26 protein-coding genes and 2 other RNA genes are annotated in these 16,867 nt (G+C 66.5%); all 28 read left to right on the forward strand.

Annotation, left to right across the window (positions count from 1 at the left end):
* Positions 1–17 precede the first annotated feature (17 nt).
* Positions 18–788 (forward strand): hypothetical protein, encoded by a 771-nt coding sequence (locus ACIRQ7_RS16115; protein ID WP_404262931.1) that lies wholly within the window; start codon positions 18–20, stop codon positions 786–788.
* Between the two features lie 70 nt (positions 789–858).
* Positions 859–1,182 carry a hypothetical protein gene (locus ACIRQ7_RS16120; RefSeq protein ID WP_404262933.1) on the forward strand — a complete coding sequence of 108 codons (324 nt, stop codon included), beginning with the start codon at positions 859–861 and terminating at the stop codon, positions 1,180–1,182.
* Positions 1,183–1,262: 80 nt separating this feature from the next.
* On the forward strand, positions 1,263–1,550 hold the full coding sequence (locus ACIRQ7_RS16125; RefSeq protein ID WP_404262935.1) for a hypothetical protein: 288 nt from the start codon (positions 1,263–1,265) through the stop codon (positions 1,548–1,550).
* 202 nt (positions 1,551–1,752) lie between these two features.
* The gene (locus tag ACIRQ7_RS16130) at positions 1,753–1,929 is read left to right on the forward strand and encodes a hypothetical protein (RefSeq protein WP_404262936.1); all 177 of its coding nucleotides are present in this window, start codon (positions 1,753–1,755) and stop codon (positions 1,927–1,929) included.
* A gap of 175 nt (positions 1,930–2,104) precedes the next feature.
* A complete protein-coding gene (locus ACIRQ7_RS16135) occupies positions 2,105–2,290 on the forward strand; it encodes a hypothetical protein (protein WP_404262938.1) in 186 nt (61 codons plus the stop codon).
* Positions 2,287–2,439 carry a hypothetical protein gene (locus ACIRQ7_RS16140; RefSeq protein WP_404262940.1) on the forward strand — a complete coding sequence of 51 codons (153 nt, stop codon included), beginning with the start codon at positions 2,287–2,289 and terminating at the stop codon, positions 2,437–2,439. The genes ACIRQ7_RS16135 and ACIRQ7_RS16140 overlap by 4 nt, the downstream gene beginning before the upstream one ends.
* Positions 2,439–2,693, forward strand: a complete 255-nt coding sequence (locus ACIRQ7_RS16145; RefSeq protein ID WP_404262941.1) for a hypothetical protein — start codon at positions 2,439–2,441, stop codon at positions 2,691–2,693. Before ACIRQ7_RS16140 ends, ACIRQ7_RS16145 begins: the two co-directional genes overlap by 1 nt.
* The gene (locus ACIRQ7_RS16150) at positions 2,690–3,088 is read left to right on the forward strand and encodes a hypothetical protein (RefSeq protein ID WP_404262943.1); all 399 of its coding nucleotides are present in this window, start codon (positions 2,690–2,692) and stop codon (positions 3,086–3,088) included. Before ACIRQ7_RS16145 ends, ACIRQ7_RS16150 begins: the two co-directional genes overlap by 4 nt.
* An 88-nt stretch (positions 3,089–3,176) precedes the next feature.
* Entirely contained in the window at positions 3,177–5,681 is a 2,505-nt protein-coding gene (locus ACIRQ7_RS16155) for a phage/plasmid primase, P4 family (RefSeq protein ID WP_404262944.1), read from the forward strand.
* 72 nt (positions 5,682–5,753) lie between these two features.
* On the forward strand, positions 5,754–7,610 hold the full coding sequence (locus ACIRQ7_RS16160; RefSeq protein ID WP_404262945.1) for a DNA polymerase: 1,857 nt from the start codon (positions 5,754–5,756) through the stop codon (positions 7,608–7,610).
* Positions 7,611–7,851: 241 nt separating this feature from the next.
* Positions 7,852–9,264 (forward strand): hypothetical protein, encoded by a 1,413-nt coding sequence (locus tag ACIRQ7_RS16165; protein ID WP_404262946.1) that lies wholly within the window; start codon positions 7,852–7,854, stop codon positions 9,262–9,264.
* Between the two features lie 122 nt (positions 9,265–9,386).
* Positions 9,387–9,656, forward strand: a complete 270-nt coding sequence (locus ACIRQ7_RS16170) for an HNH endonuclease (RefSeq protein WP_404262947.1) — start codon at positions 9,387–9,389, stop codon at positions 9,654–9,656.
* 38 nt (positions 9,657–9,694) lie between these two features.
* Positions 9,695–9,883, forward strand: a complete 189-nt coding sequence (locus ACIRQ7_RS16175) for a hypothetical protein (protein ID WP_404262949.1) — start codon at positions 9,695–9,697, stop codon at positions 9,881–9,883.
* Positions 9,884–9,949: 66 nt separating this feature from the next.
* Positions 9,950–10,141 (forward strand): hypothetical protein, encoded by a 192-nt coding sequence (locus ACIRQ7_RS16180; RefSeq protein ID WP_404262950.1) that lies wholly within the window; start codon positions 9,950–9,952, stop codon positions 10,139–10,141.
* Positions 10,142–10,311: 170 nt separating this feature from the next.
* Positions 10,312–10,533, forward strand: a complete 222-nt coding sequence (locus ACIRQ7_RS16185; RefSeq protein ID WP_404262951.1) for a hypothetical protein — start codon at positions 10,312–10,314, stop codon at positions 10,531–10,533.
* A 70-nt stretch (positions 10,534–10,603) separates the two neighbouring features.
* The gene (locus ACIRQ7_RS16190) at positions 10,604–10,777 is read left to right on the forward strand and encodes a hypothetical protein (protein WP_404262953.1); all 174 of its coding nucleotides are present in this window, start codon (positions 10,604–10,606) and stop codon (positions 10,775–10,777) included.
* A 64-nt stretch (positions 10,778–10,841) separates the two neighbouring features.
* Positions 10,842–11,057 (forward strand): hypothetical protein, encoded by a 216-nt coding sequence (locus tag ACIRQ7_RS16195; protein ID WP_404262955.1) that lies wholly within the window; start codon positions 10,842–10,844, stop codon positions 11,055–11,057.
* Positions 11,054–11,536 carry a hypothetical protein gene (locus tag ACIRQ7_RS16200; protein ID WP_404262956.1) on the forward strand — a complete coding sequence of 161 codons (483 nt, stop codon included), beginning with the start codon at positions 11,054–11,056 and terminating at the stop codon, positions 11,534–11,536. The genes ACIRQ7_RS16195 and ACIRQ7_RS16200 overlap by 4 nt, the downstream gene beginning before the upstream one ends.
* A gap of 188 nt (positions 11,537–11,724) precedes the next feature.
* Positions 11,725–12,291: a phiSA1p31-related protein gene (locus ACIRQ7_RS16205; RefSeq protein ID WP_404262957.1), complete on the forward strand. Its 567-nt coding sequence runs from the start codon at positions 11,725–11,727 to the stop codon at positions 12,289–12,291.
* Positions 12,292–12,429: 138 nt separating this feature from the next.
* Complete coding sequence (locus ACIRQ7_RS16210; protein ID WP_404262958.1) at positions 12,430–13,041, forward strand: hypothetical protein; 612 nt, start codon at positions 12,430–12,432, stop codon at positions 13,039–13,041.
* A gap of 13 nt (positions 13,042–13,054) precedes the next feature.
* Positions 13,055–13,116: hammerhead ribozyme type II (locus tag ACIRQ7_RS16215), an RNA gene on the forward strand.
* A 13-nt stretch (positions 13,117–13,129) separates the two neighbouring features.
* Positions 13,130–13,396: a hypothetical protein gene (locus ACIRQ7_RS16220; RefSeq protein ID WP_404262960.1), complete on the forward strand. Its 267-nt coding sequence runs from the start codon at positions 13,130–13,132 to the stop codon at positions 13,394–13,396.
* A gap of 125 nt (positions 13,397–13,521) precedes the next feature.
* On the forward strand, positions 13,522–14,244 hold the full coding sequence (locus tag ACIRQ7_RS16225) for a hypothetical protein (RefSeq protein WP_404262962.1): 723 nt from the start codon (positions 13,522–13,524) through the stop codon (positions 14,242–14,244).
* A gap of 177 nt (positions 14,245–14,421) precedes the next feature.
* An RNA gene (locus tag ACIRQ7_RS16230) (hammerhead ribozyme type II) lies at positions 14,422–14,486 on the forward strand.
* Positions 14,487–14,680: 194 nt separating this feature from the next.
* A complete protein-coding gene (locus tag ACIRQ7_RS16235) occupies positions 14,681–14,866 on the forward strand; it encodes a hypothetical protein (RefSeq protein ID WP_404262964.1) in 186 nt (61 codons plus the stop codon).
* A gap of 116 nt (positions 14,867–14,982) precedes the next feature.
* Positions 14,983–15,687 carry a hypothetical protein gene (locus tag ACIRQ7_RS16240; RefSeq protein WP_404262966.1) on the forward strand — a complete coding sequence of 235 codons (705 nt, stop codon included), beginning with the start codon at positions 14,983–14,985 and terminating at the stop codon, positions 15,685–15,687.
* Between the two features lie 301 nt (positions 15,688–15,988).
* A complete protein-coding gene (locus ACIRQ7_RS16245; protein WP_404262967.1) occupies positions 15,989–16,297 on the forward strand; it encodes a hypothetical protein in 309 nt (102 codons plus the stop codon).
* Positions 16,298–16,477: 180 nt separating this feature from the next.
* Positions 16,478–16,672 (forward strand): hypothetical protein, encoded by a 195-nt coding sequence (locus tag ACIRQ7_RS16250; protein ID WP_404262968.1) that lies wholly within the window; start codon positions 16,478–16,480, stop codon positions 16,670–16,672.
* The last annotated feature ends 195 nt before the right edge of the window (positions 16,673–16,867 follow it).

Below are 16,867 nucleotides of genomic sequence, written 5' to 3' on the forward strand. Positions count from 1 at the left end.
ATTCAGAGGCGGCACAGATGGCACGCACCCTTCGCATTCTCGACGCTGACCCGGACGCCCGTCCCAAGGTCCGCGTCTCCGACTTCGCCGGTCGCTTCCGCGCCGGCATGCAGTTGAACGACCGACCGGTGTCACTGAAGGAGTGGCGCGTCACGACCGGTGACCCGGCCGTGGCCGACGCAATCGCCACGGCGTTCGGTGGCAGCTCGGAGAGCTGGGAAACCAAGAAGTCCGACAGTCTTCAGGTTCTGACTACGACGGACTCCGTCAAGGTCGTCGTGGACTCCGCCGACGCTGTCACGTTCCGTATGGCCCTCTTCGGTGCCAACGGCAAGCCGACGCACGTTTGCGACGGAGTGGAGTTCACCGACGCGGAGGACCCGCGCTTCGGTCAGAACTGCGGCTGCCCCTCGTCGCTGTCGGAGCGGAAGGCGGGCGCCAAGGCTGGCTACCTCCCGAAGCCCGATCAGTCCGTTCTCTTCCAGCTCGCGGACCTTCCGGAGCTGGGTCAGTTCCGACTGAACACTGCTTCCTGGGACTTCATGAAGGCCCTTGAGGGCGTGTGGGCGGACCTGGACAAGGTGGGCGGTCCGGCGGAAGCCACTCTGTCCCTGGAGCTGGTCCAGTTCACCACTAAGGCGGGCGTGGACGTGGCCTACCGCAAGCCCGTGCTCACCGTTCACGGTCCGGCCGCTCAGGCCGCTCCGGCCGCCCCGAAGAAGTCCCTGTCCGTCGTGGAGACGGAAGAGGCCCCGGCCCCCGGATACTCCGACGAGCCGCCCTTCTAGTCGCCCCGTGGACCTCTGACGACGACCCCATGGCCTCACCCCCGGACTCCGGAGGGTGGGGCCTTCGGGCGTGTCCGCACCTACCGAGGAGATCAAGATGGCCCTGCCCGAGAGCTACGAAGAGATGACCCCGAAGTACGCCGCGTCGTTCCTGATCCACTCCCTGTCTGTTCAGGGTGCGGACGCCTACCTCCCCACCATGGAGACTTCGCTTCTCCTGGGGCTGGACCTGGACGCCATGCTGGCGAAGTACGACGTGGCGTTCTGCGTGTGCCAGGCGATGGAGGAGGCCCTGTTCCTGGAGGGAGAGGACCCGCACCCGATGGTGGATATCCGCGCGGACTACGCCGATTGGGCAGCCACGTACGAAGGCCCCACCCCCGACTCCGAGTGACCCATGGCCCTGTCCCGCTTCGGCGGGGTGGGGCCCTCTGGCGTACCGGATAGACCGGCACAGACTCAGAGGAGATCAAGATGAGCAAGCGCGGCGTAGTGAGCGACTTCCGGGGCACCGAGGTTCGTGAGGGTGACACCATCGTTTGGTGGGCCCGCCACGGAAATACCACCCGGGGCAGTGAGGGCATCGTCCAGGACGTGTCCACCGAGAAGTACAAGGGGCGCCTCATCCCGGCGATCACCGTCAAGCCGACCGGTCGCAACTCGGGCTTCGTGGCCCGCGTGTCCCTGGACAAGACCACCATCCTGTCGGATCAGTGGACCGTTGTGGAGTTCGCGGAGGACAAGCCGGAGCGTGCGGCGTGAGCGCGGACCGGTTCACGGTTCGGTACGCCGACCCGAGCGACGCTGCGGCGTGGCTCGCAGCTCGCGGGTTCTGGACCCTGGCGTCCATGCCCATCCCGGGCATCCCTCCGGGGCTCCTGTTCTGCAAGCCAGGCGGCCAGGTCAAGGCGGCCCGGGTGGGGGACACGCTCGTGTGGGACGGCAAAACGATGAAGGTGGAGTCATGACTGTCGGAGAGCTGCGCCGGTTCATGAACACGCTGCCCCTGCACAGCGACGATTGGCCCGTGGTCGTGCTGGACGGCGACACCGGGGATCTGTTCGAAGTGCAGGAGTCTACGCGGGGCGAGATTGACGGTGGAGCAACCGCCCTGATTCTCCGCTCTACGGTCGCCGACTGACCCACGGCCCGGTCCCTCTTCGGAGGGGTCGGGCCCTTCGCCGTGTCAGCATCCGGCGATCCAAGGGAGTCATCATGCAGTGCAGCCGTGGCGACGAGCACCCGCCCCACTCCTGGGGTGACCAGGATATGAAGGTTCATTTCTGCCCGGGGAATGGGTGGTGCAAGTGAACGCCATGTTCGTTGACATCCGCCAGGACGCCGCTCCGGCTCTCGGCGACGTGCGGGCCCTCGGTGAGGGCGACCACATCTACGTCTTCAAGGACGCCAAGCAGCGCAAGGACTGGACCCGCTACGCGGTGGCCATCGGGCACGCCGTGTGCAACGGCGCGTCGGTGTCGTGGCTGGAGGGGGAGCGATGAACCAGTACCTTGGCGAGCTTCCGGGGCTCCGGAAGATCTACCCCCTGCCCGATCAGGAGCCGGAGGCGGAGGAGTACCTGTCCCAGTTCCCGCCGGCCATCATGAGCGGCGTTGCCCGCGAGCACATGCGAGAGGTGGAGGAGAGCTGATGGCGCGCTACGCAGGCAAGGACGACCCGGCAGTCTACCGGGCAGTGATCACCGAGACGTACGAGGACGGGCGGACGTTCACGAGTCACATGGGCCCGTACACCGTGAAGAACCCGGCCACGGCCGCTATCACTCGCGCCAAGGACAAGGCAGAGAGGGACCGTGCGAGCGTGGAGCGTGGCGGGTGGGGCACCGTCCGCACCGTGGAGGGCTACGTGGAGAAATCGGTCCTGGACTGGCGGAAGCTCTCATGACCAACCGGAACAAGGCCAAAGGCACCGAGTGGGAGACGGCAGCCGCCGACTACCTGAACGAGACGCTTGGGCAGTACAAGCCCAATTGGAGGGACGGGGCGCGGGCCCTCCGCTGGAAGGACCCGCGCGACTCGAACAACGTCACCCGCAACGTGCAGTCCGGCGCGGGCGATATCGGGGATCTGGCTCTCTGGCCGTTCGCCGGTGAGGCCAAGAACGTAGCGACCATCACCCTCCCGGCGTTCATCAAACAGGCCAACGTGGAGGCGCGTCGCGCCGGCGCGGACTACGGCGTGGTGCTGATCAAGGCCCGCGGCAAGTCCACGGCCGACGGGTTCGCCGTGATGGACATCGCCACCTTCGCGCGCGTCCTGGCGAAGCTCCGGCAGCAGTAACCGACCCGCCAGGGGCCGGGCTTGTCACACCCAACACAGAACGCGGGTGTGGCCGGCCCGGCCCTTTCGTCGTCCAGAGGAGACCTCCGTGAAGAACCTGTCTGAATTCCTGTCCGGCTTCCCGGAGGTCCGTGAGGAGCGAGGGGAGTACGTCGTCCCCTGCGTTGCTCACGCGGACCAGTCCCCGTCCCTCGCGTTCCGACTGAAGGAGGACGGGCGCCTCCTGGTTCGCTGCTGGGCCAATTGCTCCATGGACGACGTCCTGACCGGACTGGGCTGGTCCCGCTCCGACTTGTACGACTGGACTCCGGGCGCCGGGGTGAAAGCGTCCGCGAAGGCCGTGGCCGGGGACCTGGAACCGGGGGACCTGGCGGCCCTGGCAGTGTACGTCGACGAGACGAACGATGCCTTCCCCACGTCGGGCACGGCCCTGGCGTACGTGGTGGACCGGTTCGGGATGGACCTGGAGCGGGCGGCCGGACTGGGGTTGGGCGTGGACTGGCCGGAGAGCCCGTTCCGCTTCCCATATCGGGGCGCCGCATACCGGCGGTACCCCCGCCTGACCGTCCCCCTGAACGACTTCCAGGGCCGCCCCCGGGGGCTCCAGGGTCGTGACCTCTCCGGCAACTGCTCCGCGCGGTGGCTGTCCATCACCTCCCCGGAGGGCCGTGCGTGGGGGAAGTATGGCGTGTTCCGCGCGGACTCCGGCTACGACACCGTGCTCATCACGGAGGGACCGGGCGACGCGCTGACGGCCGTTGCAGCCGGGTACGACTCGGTGGCCGTGCGGGGTGCGGGACTGGCCCGCAATGCCGACATGATCGCCGAACTGGCCAAGGGCCTGGGGGACCGGGACGTGGTCCTGGCCGGGGACAGGGACAAGGCCGGAGAGGCTTTCACTGACGCCCTGGCCGATGCGCTGGTGATGGCCGGGGTCATGGTCCGGAAGCTGGAGATTCCGACCGCCGGAGACGACCTGACCGACTGGCGGGCCCGGGACACCGAAGAATTCCCAGGCCAGCTCCACGCGGCCGTTCGCCGGGCCCCGCTGCACGTCGTGGACCCGAAGCCTGCCGAGCCAACGGCCCCCGCGGGGAACAGTGTTCCGGACAAGCCCAAGGAGAAGCGCATGAAGAAGCTGCCCCTCACTGACCTTGGCAACGCGGAGCGCCTGTACCGGCAGCTTGGCGGCAACATCCGCATGGTCCCGGGAGCCGGCGTGTTCAAGTGGACCGGCCGGCACTGGACCCAGGTACCGCAGGAGGCGCTGTACGCGGACGTGCGTGCGGTCATCGACAACGTCATGAAGGAGGAGGGCCACGACGCGGGGGCGCTCTCCAAGCACTGGGCCCAGAGCCAGGACGCCCGCAAGGTCAAGGCAATGGTGGACATGCTGACGTCCATCCCCGGCGTGTACGCGCGCGTTGACCAGTTCGACGCCGTTCCGTACCTGCTCAGCTTCGCCAATGGCGTGGTGGACCTTCGCAACGGCTCGTTCCGCGAGCACCGGCCGGAGGACATGAACACGTTCTTCATCGACGTGGACTACAAGCCGGAGGCGACCGCCCCGCGCTGGAATCGCTTCCTGGCGGAGTGCCACCCACACGCCCCGGAGATGCCCGGGTTCCTCCAGGAGCTGACCGGCTACGGCATCACGGGCTATGGCGTTGAGCGCATCTTCGCCATGCACACGGGCCCGACTACCAACGGCAAGACGACGTTCACGGCGACTCTGGAGGAGGTGTTCCGGGACGCGACGAAGCGAGCGGACGCGTCGATGTTCCAGCGCCGGAAGGAGTCCGGAGGACCGCGTGCAGACATCGTGGGGCTCCGGGGCAAGCGACTGGTCATCTCGTCCGAGTGGCCCGCGGACATGAAGCTGGACCAGGCTCTGATGAAGGCGACGACCGGGGACCAGAGCATCACCTCCCGGGGCGTGTACGCGAAGACTGAGATCACGTTCCGCCCGGTCTGCCTGATCCAGGTGGACACCAACTACGTTCCCGAAGTGGACGCGACGGACGCGGCACTCTGGCAGCGTGTGCGGGTCGTTCCCTGGAACGAGGATTTCCGAGGCCGTGAGGACAAGCACCTTCAGGCCTCACTGCGCAAGGAGAAGGAGGGAATCGCGGCGTGGGCCGTGGCGGGGGCCGTGGCGTGGTTCCGGAAGTACGAAGCGGGCTACGGACTGGACTTCCCGGACGCCGTGGAGCGTCGCACGGCACACTACCGGGACAGCTCCCACCCCCTCTCGGGTTTCGCCGGCCACGCGCTGGACGGGGATGCGGACTCCCTGGAGTTCGTGATCCAGGAGGGAGGGTTCGTCGCGCGTACGGACGCATGGCTGAAGTACCAGACGTGGGCGGATGAGTGCGGCATCCGGCACACGATGACGAAGAACAAGTTTTTCGACGCCGTGCGCTCCCTCCAGGGCGTCACCGACGGTCAGGGGAACGGGGCCAACAAGGGCAAGCGTGGTTTCCGGAACCTGATGCCCGCCACGGAACTTGCCCGCCCGGCGGAGGACCCGGCGGAGCTGTCACAGGCAACACAGACACCCAGTAACACGGACGTGTTCGGGCAGTCTCGCTAGTCGCGAACCGGTCGGGGTCGTCCGCATGGGCGGCCCCTTCCTGCGTGTCCGGGCCTCAACAAGGGAGCGAGCATGCAGGTACACCGAGGAAGTCTGGGCGGTCGGCCGTGGGTCGGGTACGCCCTGGAACGCCCGGAGGACATCGCGTTCGTCTGGGAGTGGCTGAAGAAGAACCAGCCACGCAGTCTGGCGGTGGATACGGAAACCACCGGACTCCGCACGTTCTCTCAGGACACGCTCCGAGTCGTCCAGTTCGGCACGGGAGACGTTGCGTTCGCGGTCCCTACGGAGCGCGGGGAGGGGTTCAGGGAGCTGGTCCGTGACGTGCTCCGCAAGGTGCCGGAGATCGTCATCCACCGCGCGAGCTTTGATCTCCTGGTTCTGGACAAGCACTTGGGCGTGCGGGTGGAGGAGCTTCAGCACAAGTTCGTGGACACGAAGATCCTCGCTCACCTCCGGGACTCCCGCCAGGACTTCGAAGGGGGAGTGGGCACGGGCCTAAAGCCCCTGGCCGCGTGGTTCATTGACCCGGAAGCCCCGGACACTCAAGAGGGGTTGACGGCAGTCTTCCGGTCCCTCGGGCACACCAAGGACACCGGCTGGCGCCACGTCCCGTACGACAACTCGACGTACCAGGAGTACGCCTGCCTGGACGTGATTCTCACGGCCCGGCTCCTGCCGATCCTCCGCCGGGAGCTGTTCATTCACAGCATCCCGGACACCCTGGTCCAGTACGAGCACCAGCTCGCGGCCATCTGCTCCCGCGTGGAGCGCAAGGGGCTGCTCCTGGACGTGCCGTACACGGAGGGACTGGTGGGCCGACTGGAGGACTCCCGCCTCCAGTTCGCGAACGTGGCCGCCCGCTACGGCGTCGACAACGTCAACTCCAACGCTCAGATCATTGCCGCACTACACGGCATGGGAGAGGTCTGGGACGTGCGCACGGAGAAGGGCGCGCTGTCCGTGGCGAGCGAAGTACTCCTGCCCATGGCGGACGTGAACAAGAAGTGGGAGCCCCTAGGGTTCCGCAAGGCCAACCCGCTGGCGGACGCGGTACTCCGGGCCCAGCGCGCGGGCAAGTGGCGCAAGTCGTACGCCACGGCGATGTTGGAGAACCGGGACGAGTTTGACTACGTGCACCCGAAGTTCTCCACGCTCGGAGCCAAGACCGGACGCACGTCCGTCTCAGACCCCCCGCTCCAGCAACTCCCGTCGAAGGGGTGGGAGATTCGCCGGTGCGTCACGGCGCCAGACGGAGAGGAGTACTTCTCCGTCGACCAGTCGTCCGTTGAGCTGGTTGTCCTGGCGGCACTGTCGGGGGACCAGGCCATGGGTGACGCTGTGCGCTCCGGCCGCAACCTCCACGACTACACCGCCACCCTGATGTTCGGACCGGATTTCACGCCGTACCAGCGTGGTTTGGCGAAAATCGGGGGCCTGGGGGCGTCGTACCAGGGAGGGCCGAAGGCGCTGTCCAAAATGACCGGTCTACCTGTGGCGGAGATGAAGGACGCCATGGACCGGTACATGCGCTCGTACCCGACTCTCAGGCCGTGGTTCAAGGGTCTTCAGCGGGAGGCCCTGGCGAACGGTTGTGAGATCCGAACTCCCTCCGGCCGGCGCATGGTCCTGGACCGGGACCGGCTCTACAAGGCCGTCGCCTACGTCTGCCAGAGCACGGCGCGAGACACGATGGGTCAGGCGATGTTGGACATGGACGGCAAGGGTCTGACGCCGTATTTGAACCTCTGGATCCACGACGAGGTGATCGGTACGGCACCCTCCGGAAGTGTCCGAGAGGTGGCTCAGGAAGTGTCAGAAACCATGCAGATGACCCTCTTTGGGGTGCCCATCTCGGCAGAGCCGAAGGTCTACGGGCGCACGTGGGCGGACGGATATGGCCTCCCGGAGGCCTGGAAACTCCGTTGAACGTTGAACGATCTTTCACAATTGTGTAACTGACGTGGAGACCCGCGCGGGTTCGTTTGCCCAGGTGGGCGACTCGCGCGGGTTCAAACGTTATGCCGACGTTACAGGATTCAACGAAACCCCTGCACAAGCCGTAGCGAACCCGCTCGGGTCGGCGTACCTTCGGGTCTCACGAAGGATGCACAACTCCTTCACAACCACCCCCGGAACAGTGTTCCGACCCCCCTCCAAGGAGACAGCTATGTCCAAATTCGTCCTGACCTCCGACGTTGTCTCCGCAGCCCAGACGGGTGACCAGGACGCCCTGGCCCGGGTGTTCGACGCCGTGAAGCCCATGGTGCGCAGCATCGCGGGGGAGTTCGCCGGGTCCGACTACTCCGCCAGGGAGGAGCTGGAGGCCGAGGCGAACCTGTCCGTCATGGCGAACCTGGCGGGGTACACCGTCGGTTCGCGTGCGTCTCTGACCACCTACCTCCACCCTCGCGTGGTCCAGGACGTCCGCAATGCCCACTTCGGTGCCCGATACTCCGGCGCCATCGACGGGGAGGCGGCCAGCCGGTACGCCCGAGCAGCCGGTCAGGTTCACGCAGAGATCCGGGAGGAGCGCAACGCCGGACGGGATGAAGTGCGTGACGGGGAGGTCCACGACCGCATCAAGACCAAGCTCATGAACCTGGACCACGGCCTTGCCTGGTCGGCGGAGAAGTTCCTGGCCGTTCATGACCTGGCATTCGGAGGCACGGAGTCCCTGGACGCGGAGGACGAGAACGGGGAGGCCCGGGGCAGCGCCCTGGCGGACCTCATGTCCGTCAGCGAGGAGTCCGCCGACGTGAGGGAGGTAGTTCGCTCTGTCCGCAAGGCCAAGACGGCCATGGTGGAGGAGTTGATGGCGGCACTGAACGACAACCAGTCCGCCGTTATCGCGCTGTCTTTCGGAATTGGCATGCACCGGGACCAGTTCGTGGCCGGTGTCGTGACTGGCTCCTACGAGAAGATGGACACCCGTCTGTCCGAGGAACTGGGCCTCACGGCCGACGTGATGACGGACCTGGACGTGGCGGAACTCCTGGGCACGTCGCGCGCCAACGTGCGCAAGTTGCGTGAGCGCGCCCTGTCCAAAATGCGTGGGCTTGTGGGGGACCGCTCCTACCCCACGTCTCAGACCGTGCTCACTTTTGAGGAGCGCGAAGTCCAGCATGCCATCGCCACCAACGACGAGGGGACCTACGTCCAGGTGTGGGAGGGGCGCGTCGGCAAGAGCATGACGAAGATCGTTCGGGACGCGGAGTTCCACCTGTTCAACGAAGAGGGCGATCGGGTCGTCATCGCCATGGGCCTGGAGAGGGCCATTGGCCTGGGGCTCCTGGAGGGTGAGAACTCCGCTCAGACCTTCGAGACTCCGGAGTCCTACGACTTCCTGCGGCTCTACGGCAACGGCATCGTCCCGCTGGAGCGTCGCGGCGACGTGTACGACGAGTGCAACCAGAGCGTGGTCGGTGCCGACCGGGGAGCTGGGGACCGGGAGGTGACTGTCCGCCAGGGAGACCCGATCCTGCCGATCGAGGGGACCGACTACGGGCAGCCCGCGTGGGACGTCCCGGCACTCCGTCGGACGGACTTCCTGGCCCGCCGCTCGTACAGCGCAAGCCACTGACCCAACCGCCCACGGGCCCTGTCCTCTTCGGAGGGCGGGGCCCGTTGGCGTGTGCCGGCCGGACGTCACAGCCAACACAGATCAGGGGTGAGCCAGAGAGTCCGGCGGACACAAGGAGCCGAATGACCCGCCTACAAGCCGCACCCCCCCGGATCATCCGGGCACCCCGTCGGCGTCCCGCCCCGTACGACAGGGCAACGGTCCTGGCCCGGTGGCCGGAGTGCTGTTACTGCTCCGCCCCGGCCACAGAGCTGGACCACGTGCACCCGCTCGCCCACGGAGGGCGGGACCGGGAGTCGAACGTGGTCGGGGTCTGTGCCCGGGACAACCACGCCAAGGGCGCCATGTCCCTGGCGGAGTGGGCTGTCACAGCCAACACAGACACCAAGTGAGCCGGAAGAGACCGGCCCGAACACCCGAGGAGAACACCATGTCGAAGCGCCACATGCCCAACCTGGACGGACTGGACAACGGGGAACGCCCGGTCCTGGGGGTCAGGGAGCGCGCGGAGCTGGACGACCTGCGGTCGCCCCTCCTGGCGTACGGCTTCCAGTTCGATGACGTCCCGGCAGACGAAGCTCAGAACCTGGCGGACCTGTTCGACAGCTACGAGGAATGACCGGCTGTCACAGCCAACACAGACAAGAGTCGAGCCGGATCCACCGGCGAATCAAGGGAGCACACCATGAAGCGCATAGCCGTTGCCGCCACCGCCCTGACCGCCGGTCTGATCCTGACCGGATGCGACGCCGGGCCGGAGTGCCTGAAGTCGCACACTCAGGTTGTCCCGTCCACGACCGTCGTGAACGGCAAGGCCGTGGTCACCACGTCCGTCGTCGTCATCTGCACCGAGTACGCCAAGGAGGAGTCCAAGTGATGGTCATCGCGTCGCTCATCGGCGGCATCATCGGAATCAGCGTCGGCCTGCTGGCAGTCCACCTGTACTGGCGGCACGTGTTCCGCAACGAGTAGTCCTCACGGCCCGGTCCCTCTCAGGAAGGGTCGGGCCTTCAGGGGTACCCCGCACATCACTCAAGGGAGTACATCATGCACTACACGCTGCTGACGCCGACCGACTACCTGCGAGGCGACGCCCATCCGACCGCCGAATACCGAGACGGCTGCGGGGTGGAACTGTCCTTCAAGGGGGAGGGCCGGGACACCGAGTTTGATATCGGCATGTCTGCCGACGAAGCGCGCCTGCTGTCCCTCAAGCTCATGCGCCTTGCGGACATGGCGGACCCGATCCCCGTCCGAGAGGACTGCTAACCCACCAAGGCCCCGTCTCCCCCTCCGGGAGGTGGGGCCCTTCGGGGTGTCGACTACGGAGGAGAGAGCCATGAGCGGCACTGTTTACGACACCAGCCACGGTTACACCGTGGACGCCATCCGCCGTGGCGTGGAGGTGGATCTCATCACCCGGAACGCCGAGGGCGAGACCGTCTCTACCGTGGTCCTGGATTACGTCGAAGCGCAGGCCCTGCTGTTCACGCTTGAAGAGGCTGCGGCCTGATGCAGACCGACGCTACCGACGTGCCGAGTTGGGCCCTGCTGAATGAGGACAACGAGGGGGAGTCATGAGCACAGCGCGAGAGAGCATCGAGAACCTGTGGGACCGGGCCGTACCGGTCGTCCCACTCCTGGACGTGTACCGCGAGGAAATCCTCCGGGATGTCGAACAGCGCATCATCCGGGCGACGAACGAGCTTCCGGAGGGCACCGACTGGGTCAGCGGCATGGTGGACGCCCGGTTCGTCGTGAGCGCGATGCGACGGAACGAGGGGGAGTCATGAGCAGCGACCGACGCGAGCGGTACGCGGCAGCGATGGCCGGGTATATGGGGCATGTCCACGACGTAGACGGACCGACCCCGGAGGGCTACTACCCCGTTGCCGACGCTGCCATGGCCGTGGCGGACGCCGAGATCAGCGAGAAGCTGAATGGCATGCAGGCGCAAGCTTTGCGCCTTGTCGCTGCCACGGAATCCCTCGCTGAAGAGAACGCCCACCTGCGCGCTGAGCTGGAACAGGCACGCGTAGACGCTGCTGCGTGGGAGTCAACGTACGAGCTTGCGACGCGGGAGCACCACGCCACCATCGAGCGGGTGCGTGCCGTGCTGGACGACATGGGAGAAGACGAGTCGGCAAGCGCCATCGTCGAATACGCCCGCAACGCACTGGACGGTGAGGCGGACTCCCGGTGTGGCGGCTGTGGCGAGCCAGCAAACGTGGGAGCGCACGGCATCAACCAGGGATACGGGGGGTGTGTCTAATGACCGTCGAGCAGCGCATCGCGGAGCAAGGCCCGAAGGTCCTGGAACGCTACGGGCGTCTCTACTTCAACGGCTGGTGTGCCGGCCTGCGTGCTGCCGCCAAGACTGAGGAGCGCTGACCCATGGCCCTGTCCCTCTCCGGAGGGGCGGGGCCTTTCGGGGTGTCCGCACCCATAGAGGAGAGAGACATGACTGAGTTCAAGGTCGGCGACAAGGTCGAGCACAGCCACTACGGCGCCGGAGAGGTCAAGTACGGGCCGTACGAGAAGCTGGGTACGACCCTGACCGGCTACTACCTGGTGGAATTCGGGTACACAGACAAGTGCCTGGGTGTGCACGGGGCGAACCTCACCCCCGCCCCCGCGTTCAAGGTGGGCGACAAGGTCACGCACCGACTGTTTCCCGGGCCCTTCACCGTGCACTCCGGGCCGTTCCCCTACTCGGACGGCGCCGAGGGGGCGTTCTACGTGATCGAGAAGCCGGATGGGTTCCGGGCTGTGTCTCCTGCGAACCTGACTCCCTACGACGCGCCCGACTCCGGCCCATCCTCCGAGACGGCCGGCCGGTACTACGTATACGACGGCGTCGCCTACGACCTGTGGGGCCGGTACGTGGACAACGACGGGGACGCGTGGCAGTTCGCCGAGGTAACCGGGGTGTGCGGCGAGATGCCCCGTCTGGTGATGATGGACGATCTCACAGACGGCACCCTTGCCGAGATTGTCCGCCAGTTCGGGCCCCTCGTCCGGATCTAAGCGCCCGGCCCCGCCCCTCCTGGAACCGTGTTCCGGGAGGTGACGGGGCATTTCGGTGAAGAGGGTTGACCCAAGCGGGTTCGTCTGGGAGGGTCGTCACTAGGAGGTCAGCGGGGGTCGCTGACGGAGGGGAATGAAATGATCACCATCGGATGCATGGACTGTGGTGTCACGGTTCTCATCAAGGGCCGGCCACTCGTGGACGGGTTCTTCACCTGCCCCGTGTGCCGCGAGAACGCGGGCGTAGAGATTGTCGATGCCCGCCCCCTCCCGGACTTCGTGGTTGTCGAGAAGGCGCTCAGCGTCCGGGCGTCGAACTTCTACGTCTACGACAACACGGCCGGACGGATGCTCACTCAGTTTGCCTACGGGCGCCACGAGGACGCCCAGGCCGACGCGGACAGCCGGATGCCCAGCGCGCCGGAGACCGTCGCGGGGGTTGTCACCCCGTCCACGACGTGCCCCTCTTTGGCGCAGCCGGGGAATATCCATTTCATGCTGGTGCACTGCATCGAGTGCAATTCGCACCGCATGGCGAAGATGAGCCGAGACACCGTCGAACGGTGGTACCGGTCCGGTCACTTCAACCAGGACGAGTACGAGGGGTTCATGCACGTGTGGGCCACCAGCGCCGTGCGCCACTCTGTGGGCGCCTGGGTGGAGGCGCCTACGATCCCGGAGGTCACCAAGATCGTCGCAGCTATCCGACGCTTCGCGGGCATTCCGATCCCCGTGGGACTGGCCGCCTGACCCGCACCCACTGAGCCGAAACCCCTTCGGGGGTCTGTCGGGAATCGTCCCCCGGCACTGATGAGGCAGACGATCTAGGGGAGATGTCATGAACCGTGACCAGGCAACCAAGGCCATCAGTCGCAGCACGTACTTCGAGGGCGGGACCCTGGCGGACGGCCTGAAGGTTCGCATCGCGGCCCGCGTGCTGGTGGAGGCATACCCGGAGGTGGGGGAGACGGAGGCCCAGCAGCGGGCGGCCAACGTCCTCCAGGACTTTCCCCGGATGAGCGGCACGCGCGTCGGTAATCGTCTGGTCACTGGCGAGGAAGCGGCCCGCATCTTCGAAACGATGATCGGTCGCCGCTTCGAGTAGACCCCCCGCCACCCCCGCCCTCCGGAACAGTGTTCCAGGGGGGCGGGCATTTCGGTGAAGGGGGTTGACCCAAGCGGGTTCGTCTGGGAGAGTCGTCTCATAACCACCCGACCAAGGAGAATCAAATGGCCACCGTCCCGTTCTCGAAGCTCAACGCCACCACTCTGGGTGAGGCTCTCCGGCAGTCCATCCGAGAAGAGCGAGAGGAGCGAGCGCGAGAGGCACAGGCCGAGCGAGAGGCGCAGGCAGCGCAGCAGGCCCAGGCAGAGCGAGAGGCCCGCCCGGTCATCGAAGGTCACGAGCGCGGCGACGTCTACACGGTCGTGGATGGCGGCAGCATCTACACCGGAGAGCTTGCCGGTTGCGCCCACCGGGAGGGCGGACGCCTGGTCCCCCGGCACACGGATGGGGCCACCGGTCCGCTGTCCTACCTGATCGAGTTCCCCATCGAGGGTGGCGCCAAGGTCATGTACTCCTCCGTCCGGGTCGGGGAGGAGGCCATCGTGGCCGTCACCCGTGGCGGGCGGACGATCTACTCCCGATCCGTGTCCACCTACCCCACGCGCTTCGTGTCCGCCGCTGAGGCCGAGGGGGAGCCGGAGGAGGGGCCGACGGCATGGACCGGCGAGGCAACCCGGATCGTCACCGTCAAGGGCAAGCGGTACGTGGTCGGAACCATCGTTCCGGCCCGGCCCCGGACGGAGGGTGCTAAGTCCTGGATCCCCCGGGCCTACGTCTCGTACTGGTCCGAGCGGAACGGGGAAGCGTTCGGCGCCACCCGGTCCACCAACGGCGACGCGAAGCCCGGCACCGTCGGCCGCGCCATTTGGGACGCGGTGAACCAGTGAACGCCCACTGTTCGGTAGTCACATCAAACGGGCGCGGCTGCATCAACCCGGCCCAATCCGGCCGCACTGTCTGCGCCAGCCATGATCCGCGCAGACAGTGCGGGGCCCCCACGAAGAGTGGCGGGGTGTGCAAGCGGATGAAGGTTCAGGGTCACAAGGCATGCACGTTCCACCAATAGCCGAAACGCCCTTCGGGGCGTCGGGTGCGGGCTGGCCGCCCACCCCTGATGAGGCAGGCCGTAGGAGGAGAGATGAAGGTCCGACTCGTTCTGACGATCGACGTCGACGAGGAGCAATTTCAGTACTGGCACCCGCTTCTGGTCGAGCGCGCAGGAGGGGTGCGAGAGGCCGCACGCCAGTACGTCCGAGGCGAGATTACGTCCTCACAGGCCGCCCGTGCCGGCCACATCAGTATCGCCACGAAGGAGTCTTGATCATGAATGCTCTCGAACTGCGGACGAAGATCTACAACGCGCTGACATCCAGGAAGAACCCGGTGCCCGACGTGGTGGACGCGTCCCTGACGTCTCCGGCCCCCGGTCAGCCGGTATCCATCATCGTCGAGACGACCGACCCTTTCGGGCAGCCGCGCCGTTACCGCGTGATGGTCGAAGAAATCTGAGCCGCTCGCCCCGCATAGGCAAGCCCGAACACCCGGCACCCCCAGCGCTGGGCGCGCGGTTCGAATCCGCGGCGGGGCACTTCCCCCCACAACTTCACACCGAAGAAGGGCACATCATGCGCAAGCTCCTCTGCTCCTCCGCAGCCGTCATAGCCGCCCTGGCGTTCACGGCGTCCTCTCCCGCCATCGCGGCCGACACGGCCCCCACGCTGTCCGGTCCCGGCTGGAACGCAGGCGTTGAGGCGGGCATCAAGGCCATCAGTCCGGACCTCGGCTACACCATCACGTTCCAAACTCAGACTGCCCGTGACCACTGGGCGGCCGCCCTTGAGCGCTCCGTGGCGCAGTACCAGGCTCTGGGTGTTCACCTCACCATCGGTGGCGTGGAGCCGCTCCCTCTGAACGTCTGCCCTCCGGCCGGACGCGTCCTCATCACGGAGGCGCACGACCCGGCGAAACCCAACTACAGCCAAGGCCTTCCGTGCGCGGACGCCAAGGGCGTGGCGGTTGGCGGCATGGTCCGGATGGACACGTCCTACACCGACGGCACGCACCCGCTCAACGCGCCTACGTACGCAAACGCCGTGGTTCACGAGGTGACCCACGCTATGGGGATGGGCCACAGCAACAGTGACGTGAACGGGGACGGCAAGGTGGCGGACAACGAGACCGTCAAGAACACGGACGGCACTCCGCCGGTCATGCGTGGCCCCTCCGTCGGCGGGTACCAGCTCCCCGCCAACTTCGGGAAGCTGACCACCATGGACCGCGCCGGCGTCTCCGCCCTCCTGGCCAACTACGAACTGGTGACCGGGTCATGACCCGGGCCAGGACTACGGCGAGTCAGGTAGTCACGGGCGACGTGATTGCGGGAGCCGTAGTCGAGAAGGTGTGCACGGTCGGCGGGATTGTCTACATCACCGTGGCCAACATGCTGGGTGTGCGGGACGTGATGGCTCTCCGGCCTGGAGCGCTCGTCACCATCTGGAGGGGTTGACCCAAGGCCCTGGCCCCATCCTCTCCGTGAGGGTGGGGCTTTCGCGTTTGGTGACGAGGGCAACTCTTTGGGCGTCTCGTGGGTCGTACCCGCTGACATGCCCACAGACCCTGGAAGAAGGAACCATGCGCCGGTTAACCACCTTTGCGGCGTCCGCGGTTGTCGCGCTCGGCGTACTCACAGGGTGCGCTTCGGAGGCCCCGGCCCCGAAAGCCTCCCCGTCCTTCGACCGGAAGTCGGAGGAGGAGCGGGACTGGCGGAGTCTGGTCCAGTGGACTTCGGCACCGCACCGTCTCTCGATCTGCGATGCGGCGGGCAAGGGAGGTGAGCCGGAGATCCTGGCTCTCATCAAGCGGGAGGCGTACCTGACCACGCACGCCGGTGCCGCCCGCGACGCTCCCCGCTGGGTGAAGTGGTGTTCGAACAAGGGTTGACCCGAGCGGGTTCACCATCAAGGCCCCATCCTCTTCGGAGGGTGGGGCCTTTTGCGTGCCCTGCTGCCCGCGTGGGCGCCCGCCAAGACGCATCGAGCCCCCGGGGAGGGGGCGGTCGCGGGAGGGCGGGAGAGTGGCGTACAGGCCCCATGTAGCTACGCCTCTCGCTACACTGACGACATGTCAATGAAGCATCGCGCGAGCCGCGAAGAGATCGTCAAGCACCTGGAAGACATGGCCGTGGGCTGGCACCACCTGACGAAGGACAGCCTCCGCGACGCGTCGTTCCAGGGAGCCGCCGACATAGAGGGAGGGGCGTCTACTGTCCGAGTAGGCCACACGACGTACATCGTTGACGAAGGTAGTGACGCGTAGCACTCGGATCGCTACTCTGGGACTCCGCCCGGTCACAAGGGCCGGGTGTCACGTGAGGACAACAACAGAATCATGACCTTAAGTGGACCGCGTACCCTCGCGGAGAAGGCCACTTGGACCGGGGAGACTCCCGCAGCCAAGCCGCCTTCTCCCCCGTCCGTTAGTTGCGACGTATGCCAAGCGCTGGTGCAGCAG

Origin of the sequence: Streptomyces sp. NPDC101393 (assembly GCF_044767385.1) — a bacterium.
Lineage (GTDB): Bacteria > Actinomycetota > Actinomycetes > Streptomycetales > Streptomycetaceae > Streptomyces.